Raw genomic sequence first — 18,088 nt, forward strand, 5'->3', positions numbered from 1 at the left:
TCGACCCTTTATAATGATATATATGCGGTACTGGACGCAAAAGGCTTGTATCAAAATAATTTCTCTTCTAACAAGTCTTTCCAAACAATAAACCCTTTATGATCATTTGTGTAATCATGTACGATGCGACTAAGTTGTTCAGGATTAGTTTCGAGATGTTACTGTCTGCCTTTTGTTCGTATCTGTCCAAGCAGTCCATCTATCTGCTTTATACTTCGTTCGAGTTCGTAAACAGACTTTTCAAAATGCCAGATATAGGTCGCCTCTTCGGTATCTAATGTTTCCCAAACCAGATGATATTGATTATTGCCAGAGAGCAAGAACACAAATGAAAAAGGCTCTAATACAAATCGGAGCTTTAATATAGATCGTTCATGTTTTTGGGAAAGGTAACGGAGATGACGATGATGCTTATACTGCTTAAGAGCCAGTATGTTTTCTAATAGATCATCCTCATTTGTATAAATCAATTGTTCACTGCCGCCTTGCACTTGCCCGGCATCCAATAGATTTTCTTTACCTGCCGGGGTACCTTTAATAATTTCTTTATTTAAGAACCGGAACTTTACACTGTCAATGACTTCGCGGTTTATTTTATCAAGATCACTGGAGGATGCTGATTTAAATACCAACCTGTTGTGTTGGAATGTAGCTCGTATGTTTACCAATACCGTTGTACTTTTCAGGAACCGGATGAAGTAGGGCTTAAGCACGGTAAACTCCGGCCTGACATTTAAATTCTCTATCTCAAATTCAACTTCCTTACCGTTAAAGTCAGCAACGATATGTTTAAACGCAATGCTGCCAAACCTGAATTCTAATTGTTCAATTGGCACCTCAATTTTCTCGTTGATTTGACCGCTTACTATTTCGCTTTCATCTACTGGACTCGTTAGGTTATGTTGATCAAGCTTTTTATAATACAGATTTCTCTTTTGAAACAGCCTTTCCAGGTAGCTAATTTTGTGATCACGGTAATCATATATAATTGGTGATATTTCTGATCGTTGTACCCTGCCGATATATTGGATGAGCTTGCCTTCAAAAGCGAACGGGTAAACTAAAAATAAGCATTCTATATTTTGAATATCCGTTCCTTCGCCAAAATACTGGCCTGTTGTAATCAGCACCTGGAAGTCACCTTTATTTATGGCAGCCCATTTAGATTTTTTAGATAAGTCGGAATCTTCGCCACTTAATGCTATGGTGTCGTAATTTTGTTTTAAATATTGTTGCAGAGAAGTGATATGCTCTTTCCGTTCTGTGATGATAACAGCTTTTCTACCGGCATTTAGTTGTGATATCACATCATTTAAAATGAGTTGATTCCTTGCTGAATCGTGGATCAAGATCTTAAATAGCGTTTCGAACTTGTCTGTTTTGGTATTAAAGGGTACGAACAGATCGGTATCCCTAATGATAATCTGCGTACCATTTTGATTTTGCACCTCCGGTGCTTTAACCTCATGGATAATTTCTCCCAAATGAATAAATATTAACTTGCCATCGTTATACTTTCTAAATGGTGTAGCGGTAAGGCCGTACATATAGTAGCTATTGAGTTTCCCAATAACACGCTGATAAGTTTCCGCCGGAACATGGTGGCACTCATCAATGATAATGGTGCCAAACGCATTCATCAGCTCTGCATTTTCAGATGTTGCCAGCGCTTTTTCCATGCTTTGGATCATGGCTACAGTAATGTGTTTACCGGGCTTGCTCTTTCCTTGACCAATACGTCCAATATCCTTTTTGGGAATCCCTAGGAAGAATTCTATGCGTTCTATCCATTGGTCTGCCAATTGCTTGCGATGAACTAAAATGAGTGCCGGTTGCTGCTTGTCTTTTATAATAGCCAAACTCAATACCGTTTTACCAGAGCCAGGCGGAGCGACAATAATTCCAAAATCTTTTTTAGTAGCTGCATGCTGCGCGGTTAATTGATACTCCCTTAATGAAGTAGTGCCTTTAAAACTTATTAAGTCTGCTTTCTTTCTTTGATCGTCAAACACATATTCAATTTGCTGCTCTTTACAAAACCGTAATAACCTACCAATAAATCCACGTGGTACTGAAATCGATTCAGACGTTTCATTCAACAGTTTGAAGTAGCGTTTTACGCCAAATGTATTTTTATTGATATTCTTCTTTACCTGGTATTCATTGTTGGCAAAGTTTAGTTCCTCTTTTAAAAAGCCAACAAATGGAGCAGGTAAGCCTATACGGCTAATATGAATTTCATTGTTCAATACTATTGCCAACTTACCAGCTACAGGTTGTTCTTTTTGAAATAGTCCTGTTGAAAGTTCGTTATAGTCAGTTTGCTCTTTGTAAATGTAATTGAGTTGGCTTATCGTTATTGTCTTGATCGTTTTTAAAAATAGCCACTGGTCATCAAAGGGCTTTAAGGTTTCAGGATCAATGAAACAGCTATTGCCATCATTTAAGCTCGTTTTGTTTAAGGGTAAAGCAATAAGATTCCCCAAGCCCTTTTTTGAATGGTAATCCTGATTTGGAAATAACCTGTCAAAACTTGAGTTTTTATCGAATACTGAAATTAAACCTGCTTTCTGTAGCAATGCCGTCATTATTTTTCTGCTTCTGAATGCCTCATAAGGTTCTTCAAAAAATATCCATACATGGCCGCCTTTACCGGAACGAGAACGCTCCAAATAAGCAGGTATATCATACTCCTCGCAAATTTTAATAAATGTCCGGCATTCCTCAATCCAATCTGCTTCGTCAAAGTCTGCTGCAATGAACCATGATGTATTATCTTGCAATAATGGGTAAAGGCCTACAACTTGCTCTCCTTTTAGGTGCTTAATTAAATGGTCGTCTGTTAAGGGTTGGTATGTTTTATCAGAAAAAGTTTGAAAAGTACCGCCTTTCATTTGATGCAACTTATATCGGTGTGGATCAAAACGGTAAGCCGGAATATAGCTGCTTTTACCACCTTTCTCCCATCTTAATGCAAATACATCTTCTCTACCTTTGAATAAGGACTTATAAAGAATCAATCGATCATCTTTCATTCCGGGCGGCAGGTGTTTAACTTATTTCAAAGTTAAGCAACAAACTATTGTTATCTATGTATATAAAGAGCGTGAATAATAAATAGATAAGCTTTATACTATTTCTTACTTTTAGAAAAAGAGAAGCAGATGAAAGGCACAAAGATAAATTTTAAGGGTCGCGAGTATAATAGTGACGGAGATCGCCCAGTACAGTTAGATGATGTTCCAAAAGTGAATTCCGAAAAACAGTTAAAGAAAATTCTTCGTGATAAAAGCCTTGTATTCCTACAAATAGGCGATAAGGAACTGTTTGGAATTAATAGATTGAAATTTAAGCAAAAGAGTTTTTTGATGTTGGAGCCTAATCCTGTAACTTTTTATTTCTCATTAGCATTTGATGCCGTTCGACAATTAGAAGACGCAAGATCTTTATTCGCTAACACTTTAAATGAAGGTGCAAATTCTGGAACGGTAGTATTTAGTTATGTATTCAAAGTCACATCAGTAGGTATCATATTTTCCTTCTTTGCTTTGGAAGCTTTCATGAATCAGATGCTGCCAGATTATGCACTAATCAATTACAATGGAAAACTTGTAGAAAAGGAGCATATACAGAGATGGACATCCTTTGAGGATAAAATGAACACTATTATTCCGAGGCTATGTAATAAAGACTTTGCACAAAAATATCCCAAAAAGATGGATAGGATAGCAAGGTTAAAAAAGCTTCGTGATGAGTTAACTCACCTGAAAGAGCGAAGAAAAAATGGTTTTACATCGTACGATAATGTCTATCAGGATATACTTGATTTAAATTTGAAGTCAATAGTTGTAGCGGTCAAATCTTTCATAAATTTTTATCAACCCGGACTTATTTCTAATTACAAAGGACGAACGTCTATCAAGTAAGCAGTATAGTTAATAATTAAACGTTTTTTTTAATTTATCTTCAATGTTAGGAATGGAGAAGATAAAATTAAAATAGATATATTTCAGAATCGACTTATCATCGTCGAAAAGATTATTTTTAGCTCCATTTATTAAGACTTCCGTAAAACAGGCTATGTCGATATTAGCTAAAAATGGCATCCAAGTGGATGATACTGAGGCGAGCGTTATATTAGAATTTCTGTATATTATAGCAAAGAATTACAACAAACATAGAGCCAATCAAAATGCGCCTAACCTTAAGGAGAATTCGAACCTTGAGAAGACAGCTTAAAAGCAACTTTCAGTTCCCTTTTTAGACCACATTGAATAAAAGTATAAGGATTTTGTCAGCAAAGTTCGAACTAAAAATGACGAGACTTAACGATTTGGTTCACAGGTTTTTATTGGCATAAAAAAAGGAAACACCGATGGTATGGTGTTTCCTTAAGTAGGGAAGCGGCAAAAGTTCTAACTTTCATGCCGATATAGAGGCAGTAATAGATGCCAAGGGTATAGATCGATATAATTTCTCGTCTAACAATTCTTTCCAAACAATAAACCCTTTATGATCATTTGTGTAATCATGTACTTGAAAAAACGTCGTAAATGTACCTTTCTGCCCATCTTTTAGACTATATTGTGTAAAGGTCCAAAGATTATTTTGGGAAATTTCGAACTAATAATGTCCGACTGTAAGGCTCTGGCTAACAGATATCTATTGGCATAAAAAAGGAAGCAACCATAATTAGGTTGTTTCCTTAAGTAGCTTCAGTACACAAATTAATTAAAATTTCTTGAACGCAATTCGCAGATTGTCTTCTTTTTAAAGACGGAACAACTGAATATAACTAATTTATTATCGAGTGTTTATTTAGGTGAAATTATCGACAAGAAATAGCCGAAATTAGGTAATAATTATGTACTACTTAGCTGTTTTTGACGCGTGCAATATTTTAAGGTTATTTTTTATAATAAGTGCTTAACGAATACGGTTTGCAATTGGTGAGTAAATCATCAAGTGCTACCAGTATTTCGTTTAAGTCAAGCATTTCATCGCGAAATACTAATGTATTATTAAAAGAATTATAACCTCTATGAGTATTCAGAGGGAGATCGCCAAAGATTCCACTTGTTAAGGAGGGATTCATCGCCAAGTCAATGTAAAGCCCTTGTGAATTATAACTAAAATATTCGTCGACGCGCTCATCATAATGCTCGAAGTGATTGCGAAATTTACGATTGGAAAGAGGATTGTCCTTCTCAACTTTCAATATTTTCCTTAGCTCTACGCCGCGTCCTTTATATTTCTCAATAGGCCAAAGAATTTTTGACACATTTCCCACCGATACAAGAATAGATTGTATTGAACACCATGTTTCAACATGATCAAAATTTTCATGTGTAGCGCGTAGACGCCCAGCAGCTCTTTGTGCAATTTTAGATTGTAGAACAATCTCACCTATTAAAATCATTTCTTGAAGACCATTCATTTTCTTAGCAATTAGCGTTCTTAAAGATTAATAGCTCAATTTTAATCAAATAATAAAGCTATAAAGATCACTTGGACAAAAGAAAAACCGCACTACGCAGCCTATTTGCGCAGCAATACTTTGCCAATCATTTATATAAAAAGACTGGCAATTAGTTAGTTATTGACAAGTCGGACTTCAGATATAATTTATTGCATACTGCAGTATTTATATTTTTTACCGCTTTGACAAGGACAAGGTTCATTTCTGCCTATTTTACCTCGTGGTTTTAACGGGATAGGACGAGTTGTTTTCATCTTTGTCAATTCGTCCTGAAAAGTAACCTCCAGTTCCGGGTCCGGTTTCCACGGGTCGTCGAAATATATCAAGGCATCTATCAGGTGAGGACTTGCTGAATAGGCACCGAGGCCGAGCCAGGCGTTAGACTTGTTCAAATATTTTCGGAGCTGTGCATATACAAAGGTTTGGCCTTCTAGTTCTTTAGGGTCGGGGTTATTAATCACGAAATAGCTCAGGCCGAAATCTGAAGCGACCGGAGTTGCCATTGTTTTATTTGCCCCTTCGCGTCGTGCATCATTTTTTGTTTTGCCCATGTGCCCAACAATTCCCTTGCGGGCGTCACCGGACCAATCCAGCAAATGGAAAATAATATCAGTTGCTTTCTGATTGCGTGTCGCTTTGATAGCCTTAACTAAAAGATCAAATTGTGGATCTTTCCAACGGTGTGAGATCGGATCATCCTTTTCAGGAAGTAAGTGCAATTTACCTGTTTTATAGGGATAGAAATTTCGATCGATGAGCTTTCCAAAATCCGTCTCTAAAGCGACAAAATCGGCACCATCTCTCGGCCAAAGTTTTTGATCAAGATGATATCCGAGATATACCAATTCTTCATCCGCGCGAAAGTAATCCATCAACCTGGTCCTTTGTCGCATATAATACAGAAAATCATAAGGATCTTTCAGATAATAGGCAAGCAATTCCAAATCGAAAACAGAAACAAATAAAGGGAACGGGTCTTGCTCTTTTTTGTTGAGCATCATATGAACCTGATGCGCCAGAGTTGGATAGTTTTCGGTAGTCAGTCCCATGATATAAACCTCACTGAGGTTTTCCGGCAGAGCGATCTCGTTCCCATCCGTATTAATAAACTTGGCCTTGCGATTTAACAAAGCGTCACGCGATACCAATCCCTGATCGTAAGCATCCTGAATAGCACCTTTGAAGTCTTTCGATAGTTGATCGAAGTCTCCGCGTTTGGCACCAAGGGTCAGTTTTTTGGACTTAACCTGAACGCATAATGCTTTGTTACCCAGCAGGCAAAGCACATCGATATCAGTTTCTCTATGGCCTTTTTTGCCTTCAACCAAGACAGACCGATGAGTATTTTCCTTGCCAAATACCTGGCTCAAAAAATCATAAGCGATCTCTTCACCGACGTCTCCGCGATGTTTGGCCTGGCTAGCGCGGTATTGTTTATCATCCCACATCCAGTAGAAAGGGCTTTCATAAACCGCCTCGGGTAACAAAAAGCCAATAAGTAGCATATAACGTTCTTCACCCAAGTTGATCAGTGGGCGGGAATTGAGGATATTGTAATAACCGGGTCCCTCGTAGCTTTCATTACATACGGGGGCAAAGGAAAAATTATTAAAGAAATGGCCAACGGCTTCAGAATCAATGCCGGTTAAGTCAGATGGCCTAATAATAAATAGCTCCAGTAAATTTTGATAAAAAACTTTCCAGCCTTCTTCGCTATCAGTTGAAGAATTTTGATCAGGAAAGAGCGCATTATAACGATAAAAACTAAAAGCGATAAGTTGCTGTCTTTCGATTTCATCGATCTTTTCCTTGGAATGCGTTTTCTTCATTTGCTTCCGTGCCTTCGCCGCTACTTCAGGGAATACATCCCGGACATTAACCGGCAAGACTTTTTTGGCCTTTGTCAAACTAAATGCTTTAATCATATCAACGATCTTCCGGATTGTATCGATGTCAAAGTTCTTGTTTTTCAGCAACCATTCCCGGTCATATTTATATTTCGCATCGAGATATTCCATGTACTGAAAATCGTAAACGCCTTCGCCTGCATAAAACATCGGTTCCATCAAGCCTTGGTCTTTTACGAAGAAATCCAGGCGATCCTGCCACTCATCTTCAAATACCTCGCCTTTTTCCTGTCGTTTCATCATGTCCCGGAGTTTGGCCATTTGCGGTTCATTCAAAGACCAATGGAGCTCTTCCATGAGTGTGTATGTTTGTTCCTTCTGCCCGAATGATTGCTCCGGCGACTCGGGGAAGGTAAAATCAATTTCCTTTTGAACCAGGAAGCCAAGAATCAAGGAACATTCTTTGACGCTTAGCCTGGACATATGGTCTACTTCGTGGATCTTGTTCAAATCCATGTGGAAATCCTCAAAAAGAATAAGGCAAAGCGAATAAATATAACCTGGAGTGTAGATCAGTTTTTTTAAGTCTGTAAGGACTTCCGCAGTATTTCTTAACATATTCAGATTTGGCTTAAGTTTTTTATAAATATAATTGCATTGGATGAACACACCAATAGATTGATGAAAACACCCCCTAAAACCTATTACCTGGCCTCACAATGCGGGCAAGAATTAGCGAACGTACGCGAACTTAGCGCCACGGCCTTTCAGGAAATCTCGGAAGATATAACAGCGTTGGAAGCTTTCGACCGGGACGGACGTTTATTTCGTCTTGCAGAGTTTAATCACAGGAATTTATTTGGATAAAGTAAACTCTGCTGCTCGCTGTTAAATAAAAGAGAACCAGACCACTAATATAATCATATGAAGAAATGATATCTTAGAAGTATTGCCATTTGCAATGGACTCTCTTATCAACAAGCATTGAAAAATCTTAGAAATTATGGCTGAAAATCATATTTCAGGCCAGTAAAAAAAGCCGTTCCATTTTCTTTCAGGTAGTCAAAGGAAAAGATAGGCATATTGAAATTTGGTGTAAATTTCTTTGACTGAAGTAAATAAGGGATCAATAAATCCTGCGTTGTTATAAAAACCGGGATAATCTTATAACCGGTTAAGTCCAGATTCGTGCGGATATTTAAGATTGATATATCCGCAGTGATTACCTGGAAGCGTCGGTAATGTTTTTCCATCCAACTGAGGTCGTTGCCATCAGCCACCAGGAAGCGGTCCCTTTCTTCTGCCATTTCTTTAGCCACTTTGGAAGGTGTAGTATTTTTCGCTTCGTCCAAATAAAGGCGGGCAGCAGCCTGGTCAATGGCCAGCACGTCAATATCGCCCAAAATTCCTGGTAAATCTAATTCCGAGAAAACGATGAATAAAAGTCTAAGGATTTTGTCAGCAAAGTTCGAACTAAAAATGACGAGACGTAACGATTTGGGTCACTGATTTTTATTGGCATAAAAAAAGGAAACAACCAATGTATGGTGTTTCCTTAAGTAGGGAACCGGCAAAAGTTCTAACTTTTCCGCTGATATACAGGCTATTGTAGATGCAAAAGATTTATTTGGTGGAAATTCAGCCGAATAATCGAGGATTGTAGTGTTGTAAATTTACTTTTTAAAATAGTTAGGCAATTAAGGCTAGCTGTTTTTAACTGATGGCTCGCGTATATGCCGATCTGGTATCCGCTATCTAAGTGTGACTTGATGGTATAGATTCTCTGAGCCGAAGTTTTGATCAAATATATTAATCGATTCTATTGTTATCCAAATCATCTGCCAACATCTTCGCTTGTGTAATAATCGTCTCTACAGCTTTTTCTTGTAGGTCAGGTGGGTATCCGTGCAAGCGTAAGATTCTTCTGATGTTTCGCCTTAAGGCTGATTGAACACTTTCCTTGATTGTCCAGTCAATAGTAGTACTGTTTCTTACAGTTTTTAAGAGTTCTTGGGCTATGTGTTTGAGTGTTTCGTCACCAAGGAGAGATACTGCACTATTATTTATTTCCAACGCTGTATAAAAGGCATACTCCCGATAATCCAGGCCTAATTTTTCCCCTCTTTTATCCGCTGCTTTTATCTGTTCGGCGAACGGTATCAATACCTTTTCTAAAAACTCAACTGTGTCAATCATGCCATTGTGATAACGTTTTATAGCATCTTCAAGCATTTCAGAAAACTTTTTGCTTTCTACTAGATTGATCTTTGTGCGTTTTTTTATCTCATCTTTGAGTAACCTTTTTAACAATTCAACAGCTAAGTTCTTTTGTGGTAAGTCTTTTAGCTCCTGTAAAAAGCGTTCATCCAGAATTTCAATACTTGGCTTCTTCAAACCAGCAGCATCAAAAATATCAATCACTTTATCTGCTGTAATCGCTTCTGAGATAATTTGTTTTATAGCTGTATCGATTTCTTCATCGCTTTTTCCGCCTTCATTGCGATCAGATATTTTTACCAATCGGGCTTTTATGGCTTGAAATAAAGCTACGTTGTCCCTAATTGCAATTGCCTTGTCGTGAGGAACGGAAATTGCAAAAGCTTTGAGGAGGTTGTTAGTATTTTCAACAAAACTCTGTTCTCCATTTTCCTGGCTAAATATATAATCAACTATTACAGGGATGAATTTTAATTTTTCTTCAGGTTTTAAGCTGAAAAACTTCTTCCAATCAAAATGTCGTAATTGATATTCTATTGCTTCATAAATTTCCAGCATCTTGGCAACCGCCAACTCCTGATCAAGTGTTGGTTTGCCTTCTCCGCCACTTGCAGTATACTCCGCCAAAGCATGTTTCAGTTCCTGTGCAATGCCCAAATAATCTACCACTAAACCACCTGCTTTTCCTTCTGTAAATACACGATTCACCCTTGCAATAGCTTGCATTAGGCTATGTCCTCGCATCGGTTTATCTACATACAAAGTGTGTAAGCACGGTGCATCGAAACCTGTTAGCCACATGTCCCGAACAATAACAAGCTTTAAACTGTCGGCAGGGTTTTTCAATCTTTCGCCAATAGCTTTTCTACGGGTTTTATTTCGAATGTGTGGTTGCATGTTCAAAGCATCGGTCGATGATCCTGTCATTACAACTTTTATTGTTCCTTTATTATCATCATCTGAATGCCAGTTAGGGCGTATACGAATAATTTCCTGATACATCTCCACACAAATTCGACGGCTCATGCATACAATCATCGCTTTTCCATCCAATACGGCATTGCGTTGTTCAAAATGATTAACCAAATCCTCGGCAATTTTTTTTATCCGATTTGGATTGCCTACAATGGACTCCAGCCTCGTCCACCTTGCTCTTAACTGCTGTCTGTTACTCAATTCCTCGCCTTCAGTAAGCTCTTCAAACTGCTCATCTAATTTTACCTTTTCATCTTCCTCAAAATGAACTTTCGCTAAACGACTCTCGTAAAAAATAGGAACGGTAGCATGGTCATTTACTGCTTGTTGAATATCATAAATGTCAACATAGTTACCGAAAACGGCCTGGGTATTACGATCAGTACTTTCAACGGGCGTACCTGTAAAACCAATAAATGAGGCGTTAGGTAACGCATCGCGCAAATGCTTTGCAAAGCCATCTATAAAATCATATTGGCTACGATGTGCCTCGTCAGCAATTACTACAATATTTTTTCTATCACTAAGTGCTTTTATATCGGCTCCAATATATTCAACAGCAGGTTCACTGAGCATGTTTGGTTGGACTACTTCCACCTCGCCAGGCATGAATTTTTGAATTGTAGTAAACACAATTCCTCCGGAAGCAACTTTTAATAGCGTTCGTAAATGCCTTCTATTTTCGGCTTGTTGTGGTTCCTGGCGTAATAGCTGCTGGCAATTGCTAAATGTTTCAAAAAGTTGATCGTCTAAATCATTTCTATCGGTAAGAATTACCAACGTTGGGTTTTCCATTTCAGGCTCGACAATGAGTTTTCCCGAATAGAAAACCATACTTAAGCTTTTGCCACTTCCCTGCGTATGCCATATTACGCCGCCGCGTTTATCACCATCAAAACCGCTGGCTTTTACCGTGCTTCTTACTGCTTTATTTACTGCATAGTATTGATGATAGGCGGCCACTTTTTTCAAAGTTTTGTCTTTGCTTTTTTCAAATACAATAAAATGATAGATTAAATCAAGAAGCACTGTTTTGTTTAACATACCTGTAAACATTACTTCCATTTGCGGCTGTAAAGTATCGGCAGTTGTATTACCATCTTTGGTTTTCCAACTCATAAACCGGCCATAGTCGCTGGTTATCGTACCGCATAAGGCGTCCCAGCCATCTGAAACGATAACAAGTTCATTATAAGTAAATAATGATGGTATGGCCCATTTGTAAGTCTGTATTTGGTTATAGGCTGTTTTTATGGTCGCGTTTTCATCGACTGCATTTTTTAATTCAATTACTACCAGTGGTAAACCATTAATAAACAGAATAATATCAGGTCGTTTATTTTGGTTGCCTTCAATAATGGTGAATTGATTAACTGCCAAAAACTCATTACGTTCTGGCTGGTTAAAATCTACGAGGTAAACCTTCTCTCCGCGGATACCATCGGAGGTTCGCATTTCCACATCTACACCTTCGGTGAGATACCTGTGAAAGGTTTCATTATTTATTAATGGATTAGGGCTTTCAGTACGTAAAACTTTTTTTAACGCATCTTCTTTGGCCTCCTGTTTAAGATCGGGGTTAAGTTTATCAATAGCATCGCGCAAACGGGTAACCAGCACTACATCGCTGTATTGCCTTTCGGGATGTTCGCCATCAGGTGACATTACCAAGCCATTAAGATACTGGTATCCTAATGTTTGTAAATAACCTAAGGCTATTTCCTCAATTTCGTTTTCGCTGATACTATTCATGCGTTTATTTCAATTTTACCGGTCATTAGTTTGGGTAGCAGGTTGTCGCGGAGTTCGGTTAAAGTTTTACTTTCATTTAAGATTGCTTGTTTTTTTTCAAATATTGGTTTGACGATGGAATTAAACATCTTTATAATTTTAGAATGTGGAATGGTAACAACACTATCCATGGCCTGAGTTCTATTAAGTCCAGGAACTGCGCTATCAGAGCCGATTTTTTTGAATGACTGTTCTTTTAATAGAAAATAATGATAAAATAGTCCTTTTACATTTAATAAATCTTTAACGTAAAAAGTAGTATCAATTGGGAAGAAATTTTCATCGATCCATAGCACTTCACCGATTGTTCCTTTTCGTCCAATTACGATTCCTGGGGCTTTAACCAAGTATTCATTATGACAGCCTACAATACCATTTGAACCAATAACAGGATATTGCCCATGTGTTCGTGTTTCAGCTTTGAGCGCTTTTCCATAAACCAATTCTAACACTTCACCTAGTTTTCCTTTATGCCATCCAATTGGTAGATCATTGGCCAATTCATCATCAAATCCTGGAAAATTGAAATTCACAAACCACTCCTTGAAAAGGTGTTGCGCCATTTCTTCAAGGGTTTGGTTCATTTGGATATTGAGTTGTATTTTTTTGTCAAGCGAAGAAAGAATAGAGGCAATCTTAACTTGACCATTAAAATCGGGGGCGTATATTTCTAATTTTCTTAATTCAGATTGTTTTATCCCTGTTACTGTTGAGCCTGTCTCCTTTGCTTTAAGATTTCCCTGGCCAATTGGTGAAAAAAGAAAATATTTCAGATATGTGCTGTCAATAACTCCCTTTTTTCCTCTTAAAGTTATTACGCGTTGAGCTAAAGCGATTTTCTCATATGTCTCTATTTGAGCTACCTCTCCTAAAGGGGCTTCTGTCGTTAATACTACATCTCCATATTCTGGAATACCGCGTGTCATCCATCCATCATAGTCATCTTCAGCTATGAATTCATTAGGAGTCGATATATGTCCATTCTTAATAACCTTTGCGGTAATCAGGGGGATCCCTTTAGACGTCTTGATAGGAGTCTTTCCGCGATAATCAATTAACTTATCAACAGCATCGGTTAAAAGATATGTTTTCCACTTGCTCATTTTAGTTCAAAGTTATATTCTGTCGAAACAATTTCTTTTGTTTCTTCATCTTCAAGAGTAGTAGAAGCCTCCACAATTTGTATTTTTTTTTCGCCTTTGTTTGTAAAATGTATTGCAATTTTGGAGAGTATTGTAATGTTTTCTACTTCCTCTTCATTTGGAAGCATGCGATCAACATTCTTGCATGAATCGACTATTGCAAAGTTTTCAATTTTATACTCTTCGTCTTCAATAACAATTATTGTTTTTACTTTCAAATCGTCTTTAAGATAATCTGTAAAGTATTCTGTCTGTGCAAAATCATGAATAACCCTTTCTTTTATGTAATTATCATAGTCTTTCTGGATATCAACCAGCACATTGTTTTCATCCTGTAAAATAGTTATGTGCTTTTGCCATTTAGCTTTAAATTCAATTTCACAGTTTTTATAGTCACCATCTTTAGTTAAAAAAATCACTTTATCGTAATCTGTTAGTCCTTCAAAATGCATTAGGCTTTCCCAAACTATGTTATCTTTAAAACCGGCATCCTTAAATTTCCCTGAGTGAGAGAAAGGCTTTTTTTTGCTTTCGTCTTTCATCACCCTTTTCATCATACTTTGCAAAACAGTATTAGCTATTTCTTCTTTTATCTCTAATAGCATAATTTTTTTGCTGTCGAGATATTCCAGCGCTTTGCCCTCCACATAAGCCGCACAGTCAAATTGTCCTTCCGGTAACTTAATTTCAGGAATGTCGGGAATCCCTGATAGCCGTATGCTCAATTTTTGAAAAGCTTCAATGTCTGTTTTATATTGCCGTTGTTTCTGGTCTTTCAATTCTTCAATTGCCCAGGTTGGAATAGCAATCTGGACATCTTCAGTTAATTTATTTTCCGTTATAAATTCTTCAATTGCCTGAAAAGGCCTACCGAAATAAAAAGTACTATAAGCCACCTCACCCGCCTCGGTACTCCTGAGCGAGTTGGTGTCAAAAACAATAAGTGTTTTTAATTTATAGCTCATATCCTATCTTCTTTAAATTAGCTTTAATGGCTTCGTCCATGGTTTGCGCCATTTGCATTTGCTCTTTTAAAGTTGCCGTTAGCTTTTGCATTTTATCATCAAACAATACACCGTCATCTTCAAACTCCTTAAAATCGATATATCTGCCAGGCGTTAAAATGTAATTGTTTTTTCGAATCTCCTGAACATTGGCTGATTTGCAAAAGCCCGGTACATCTTTGTATTGCTCCTGGTATTCTTTTCCCCGCCAGTTGTGATAGGTATCGGCAATTTTTGCAATATCATTATCTGTTAGCCCCCTTTGTTTGCGGCTTAGCATAATCCCCAATTCGCGGGCATCAATAAATAAGGTTTCATTGCTTCTATTGCGGAACTTACCATTTGTTTTATTGCGTGCTAAAAACCACAAACAGGCCGGTATTTGGGTATTATAAAATAGTTGCGAGGGCAAGGCCACCATACAATCAACCAAGTCATTTTCAATTAATTCACGCCTTATTTGCCCTTCGGTAGCAATATCGCTGCTCATACTACCATTTGAAAGTACAATACCCGCTGTTCCGTACGGGGCAAGTTTGCTAATAAAATGTTGTAACCAGGCATAGTTCGCATTTCCGGTTGGTGGTATGCCATATTTCCATTTGTGTGTTTCGGCTTTATTAATATTATAGTCGCTAACATTAAATGGCGGGTTTGCGATTACATAATCAACTTTAAGATCTGGGAATTTGTCGTTCATTAAGGTGTCGCCCAGTTCAATTTTGGCGTCAATACCTCTGATAGCCAAATTCATTTTGGCAAGTTTATAGGTAGTGGGGTTGCTTTCCTGTCCGAAAATTGAAACCTTCCCTTTTCGATGTTCGTGCATTTCAATAAACCGCTCGCTTTGTACAAACATGCCGCCGCTACCGCAGGCTCCGTCATAAATGCGTGTTTCGGGTGCAGGCGCAAGTACATCCACAAGTACTTTAACAATACTTTGAGGGGTGTAAAACTGCCCCCCCTTTTTTCCTTCCGCATCGGCGAATTGCCCAAGGAAATATTCAAACACAAAGCCTAAAACATCTTTACCTTTTCCGCTTCCGTTGCTGCTTAAAGATATCGATCCAATTAAGTCGATTAGCTCACCAAGTCTTTGCTTATCTAATGCTGGCCGTGCATAATCTTTAGGAAGCACACCTTTTAATGCAACGTTATCTTTTTCGATAGCATCCATAGCATCATCTATATCTTTACCGATGGTGGGGAGCTTTGCTCTGCTCTGTAGCCACTTCCATCTGGCGGACGGTGGAACATAAAATACCCGTTCGGCAGTATATTCATCTTTGTCTTCAGGATCCGCGCCGGTTTGATCTTTTTCCGCGTCAAGTTGTTGGTACAACTCGTCGAAGGCATCCGAAATATATTTCAAGAAAATCAGTCCGAGCACAACATGTTTATACTCCGCAGCATCCATGTTGTTACGAAGTTTGTCTGCTGCAGCCCAAAGTGTTTTCTCTAATTCTAAAATGTTGGTCATCTATCTAATTAATAGTGCTAAGGTATTATAACAAATCCGTTATGAAAAATGCTATAAATAGAGAAATCCAAAAAGGAAGTTAAATTGTATCAATGAATCTAAAAGTTAGGTTTAAATATTTTAATAATTTATCAATCAAATTATATAGCTTCACCTCCACAACCTTATACAATGCCAAGTTTTGCCGACCAGTTTCTCGATGAAGAGAATTTTTTTATTGCTTTTAAAAAGATTAGCTCTTTTCTTAACAAAGCTAACGAATGGTACGACCCTGTTGGTCTCATTAAGTACGAAGCGGGACTGTCGGAAAGGATTCCATTATTAATTGCCGAAATTAAAGCTGGGAGTTACACCTCTCGCCCTCTTCAGCCATTACCGTTTCCAAAAAAAGATAAAGAGAACGGAGAGCATCGGATTCGACCATATTATGTGGTTCATCTTGATGATCAGCTTATATCTATGGCTGCGGTAAATATAATTGGAGATATGCTTGAAAGGAAGATGCCGCACTGGAGTTATGGCAACAGATTGTACCGCCCTTTTTGGTATGAAACGGATAGTCATACGGGTAAAAAGACTCTAAAGAGGGGTAGTTGTAAGAATACATCCGCTAATCTTTTTAGATCCTGGCAGCAAAGTTGGCCGAGATATAAACGACATATATCGATGACCATAACGATAATGTCTAAATCTGACGAATTCTCTGTGAATGACCTCAATGATCCTGTAGAAGTAAGATTATTTGAACAAGCACAGGAAGATGGTTTTACAGACTCTAGATATCTTGATCAAAAAAGTTGGCATGGGCAAGACCTAAAAATCCTTTATTGGGCTGGACTTGATTTCAAAACATTCTTTCCATCAATCGACCCCAATAAAATCATTGGCAACATGGTTAAATATTTGGTGAAGGATAACGGGGAAGCCAGAGACGATGTGGAAATCATAATTAATGTCCTTTCCAAATTACTAAATAATAAACTGGACACCACTGGGTGGGAGGACAGCGATCTCTCCGCATACTATAATTATGACGAGACGACCTCATCCTATTATGGATTACCTACAGGGCTTCTTGTAGCAGGGTTTTTAGCAAATGTGGCCTTAATGGATATTGATATTGAGCTTCAAAATTTAATTCGGGAGAGAAAGGATACGGCTATTTTTAAATATGTCGATGATCAAGTTATAATATCACAATCTAAAAATGCGTTGCTTGAAACCCTGGATATATATCATCTTCTGCTTAAAGAAAAACAGCCTACAATCACATTCCAATCTGATAAGATAGAACCGAAGGACGGGTTAAGTTATAGTGCAGAAACCGGATTTACTATTGAAGATGAAAAAGCAATTGAGCTTAATGTCGAATACCCTGAACCTTTAATGACTAATACATTGCAAAAGGTTTCCGCTATCGATCGTACAGATATGGGGCTTTTGCAGAAGGATGAACTGCTTTCTATGGAGGCCGATCTTAAGCATCTTTTTCTGACTGATTTGCCGGGAACTGAAATTAGAAAAGATACCAAAATGTCTTTTGCCGCTGGAAAAATTTGCGCCTTGGCTCGACAAATAAAACCTGACTTTGGCAAGCTGGATCCCTTTGCACCCCTTAATCAGATCATACTTGACAAGAAGACGGCAACACTTTTAGACAATTATACAGGTATAAAGCCTGATGATGAAAAAAGCTTGTCAAAACTATTAGTTACTCTGAGAAATACAGCTGCCACGGAAATGGTGAATTCGGATTTACCTAGGGCAATCGGGGAGTTAAAGTCAGGCATGAAAGGCTCTTTAAACTGCTTTTAAAAGCGTTAAGAGAGAATCCAGATAAAGTAAAATTATGGCGACGGTGCATCGAATTTTGTTTTATAACAGGTTATGACGGACTTACTGTATTACTTGGCGAGATTAGTGACTGTAGTGTACACGATGTAAGCCGGGCATATATACATGCCTATTGTTTACTTAATATACAGTTGTATCTTGAGCGGGCTTTCACAGACATTCAGAACAGGAACGGGCTTTTTTGGAAGAATCATTGCACCTGGTCCTATATCACAAACGTTTGCGCTTTAAACGTTGAGCCAAGCGACAATAAATTGAATTTCCCTTTTAGAACGACTACTATTAATAATCTTCGATCT

The 18,088-nt window shown here is 37.9% G+C and carries 11 protein-coding genes; 3 read left to right on the top strand and 8 right to left on the bottom strand.

What is annotated here, in order from left to right; all coding sequences use genetic code 11:
• Positions 1 to 158: 158 nt before the first annotated feature.
• On the bottom strand, positions 159 to 3,035 hold the full coding sequence (locus BW976_RS19375; protein WP_217696282.1) for a DEAD/DEAH box helicase: 2,877 nt from the start codon (positions 3,033 to 3,035) through the stop codon (positions 159 to 161).
• 129 nt (positions 3,036 to 3,164) lie between these two features.
• Here BW976_RS19375 and BW976_RS19380 point away from each other — a divergent pair, with 129 nt between their 5' ends.
• Positions 3,165 to 3,926 (top strand): hypothetical protein, encoded by a 762-nt coding sequence (locus tag BW976_RS19380; RefSeq protein ID WP_076375516.1) that lies wholly within the window; start codon positions 3,165 to 3,167, stop codon positions 3,924 to 3,926.
• 980 nt (positions 3,927 to 4,906) lie between these two features.
• On the opposite strand, the gene BW976_RS19385 is transcribed toward BW976_RS19380, so the two are convergent.
• Together BW976_RS19385 and BW976_RS19390 are read right to left on the bottom strand one after the other, a co-directional pair.
• Complete coding sequence (locus BW976_RS19385; protein WP_076375518.1) at positions 4,907 to 5,437, bottom strand: hypothetical protein; 531 nt, start codon at positions 5,435 to 5,437, stop codon at positions 4,907 to 4,909.
• A gap of 188 nt (positions 5,438 to 5,625) precedes the next feature.
• Positions 5,626 to 7,944: a YecA family protein gene (locus tag BW976_RS19390; protein WP_076375520.1), complete on the bottom strand. Its 2,319-nt coding sequence runs from the start codon at positions 7,942 to 7,944 to the stop codon at positions 5,626 to 5,628.
• Positions 7,945 to 8,007: 63 nt separating this feature from the next.
• Here BW976_RS19390 and BW976_RS29485 point away from each other — a divergent pair, with 63 nt between their 5' ends.
• On the top strand, positions 8,008 to 8,193 hold the full coding sequence (locus BW976_RS29485; RefSeq protein ID WP_076375522.1) for a hypothetical protein: 186 nt from the start codon (positions 8,008 to 8,010) through the stop codon (positions 8,191 to 8,193).
• A 134-nt stretch (positions 8,194 to 8,327) separates the two neighbouring features.
• On the opposite strand, the gene BW976_RS19400 is transcribed toward BW976_RS29485, so the two are convergent.
• The 5 genes from BW976_RS19400 to BW976_RS19420 form a co-directional block, all read right to left on the bottom strand.
• Positions 8,328 to 8,729, bottom strand: a complete 402-nt coding sequence (locus tag BW976_RS19400; RefSeq protein ID WP_076375524.1) for a hypothetical protein — start codon at positions 8,727 to 8,729, stop codon at positions 8,328 to 8,330.
• Positions 8,730 to 9,135: 406 nt separating this feature from the next.
• Positions 9,136 to 12,270, bottom strand: a complete 3,135-nt coding sequence (locus tag BW976_RS19405; RefSeq protein ID WP_076375526.1) for a type I restriction endonuclease subunit R — start codon at positions 12,268 to 12,270, stop codon at positions 9,136 to 9,138.
• Complete coding sequence (locus tag BW976_RS19410; RefSeq protein ID WP_076375528.1) at positions 12,267 to 13,412, bottom strand: restriction endonuclease subunit S; 1,146 nt, start codon at positions 13,410 to 13,412, stop codon at positions 12,267 to 12,269. Before BW976_RS19410 ends, BW976_RS19405 begins: the two co-directional genes overlap by 4 nt.
• Positions 13,409 to 14,416: a PIN domain-containing protein gene (locus BW976_RS19415; protein WP_076375530.1), complete on the bottom strand. Its 1,008-nt coding sequence runs from the start codon at positions 14,414 to 14,416 to the stop codon at positions 13,409 to 13,411. The genes BW976_RS19410 and BW976_RS19415 overlap by 4 nt, the downstream gene beginning before the upstream one ends.
• Positions 14,406 to 15,935, bottom strand: coding sequence for a type I restriction-modification system subunit M (locus BW976_RS19420; protein WP_076375532.1), 1,530 nt, complete (start codon positions 15,933 to 15,935; stop codon positions 14,406 to 14,408). Before BW976_RS19420 ends, BW976_RS19415 begins: the two co-directional genes overlap by 11 nt.
• 171 nt (positions 15,936 to 16,106) lie before the next feature.
• Between BW976_RS19420 and BW976_RS19425 the strand changes: the two genes are divergently transcribed.
• Entirely contained in the window at positions 16,107 to 17,750 is a 1,644-nt protein-coding gene (locus tag BW976_RS19425) for an RNA-directed DNA polymerase (protein WP_076375534.1), read from the top strand.
• Positions 17,751 to 18,088 lie beyond the last annotated feature (338 nt).

The sequence above is a fragment of the Mucilaginibacter lappiensis genome, from assembly GCF_900155965.1.
In the GTDB taxonomy this organism is placed as follows: domain Bacteria; phylum Bacteroidota; class Bacteroidia; order Sphingobacteriales; family Sphingobacteriaceae; genus Mucilaginibacter; species Mucilaginibacter lappiensis.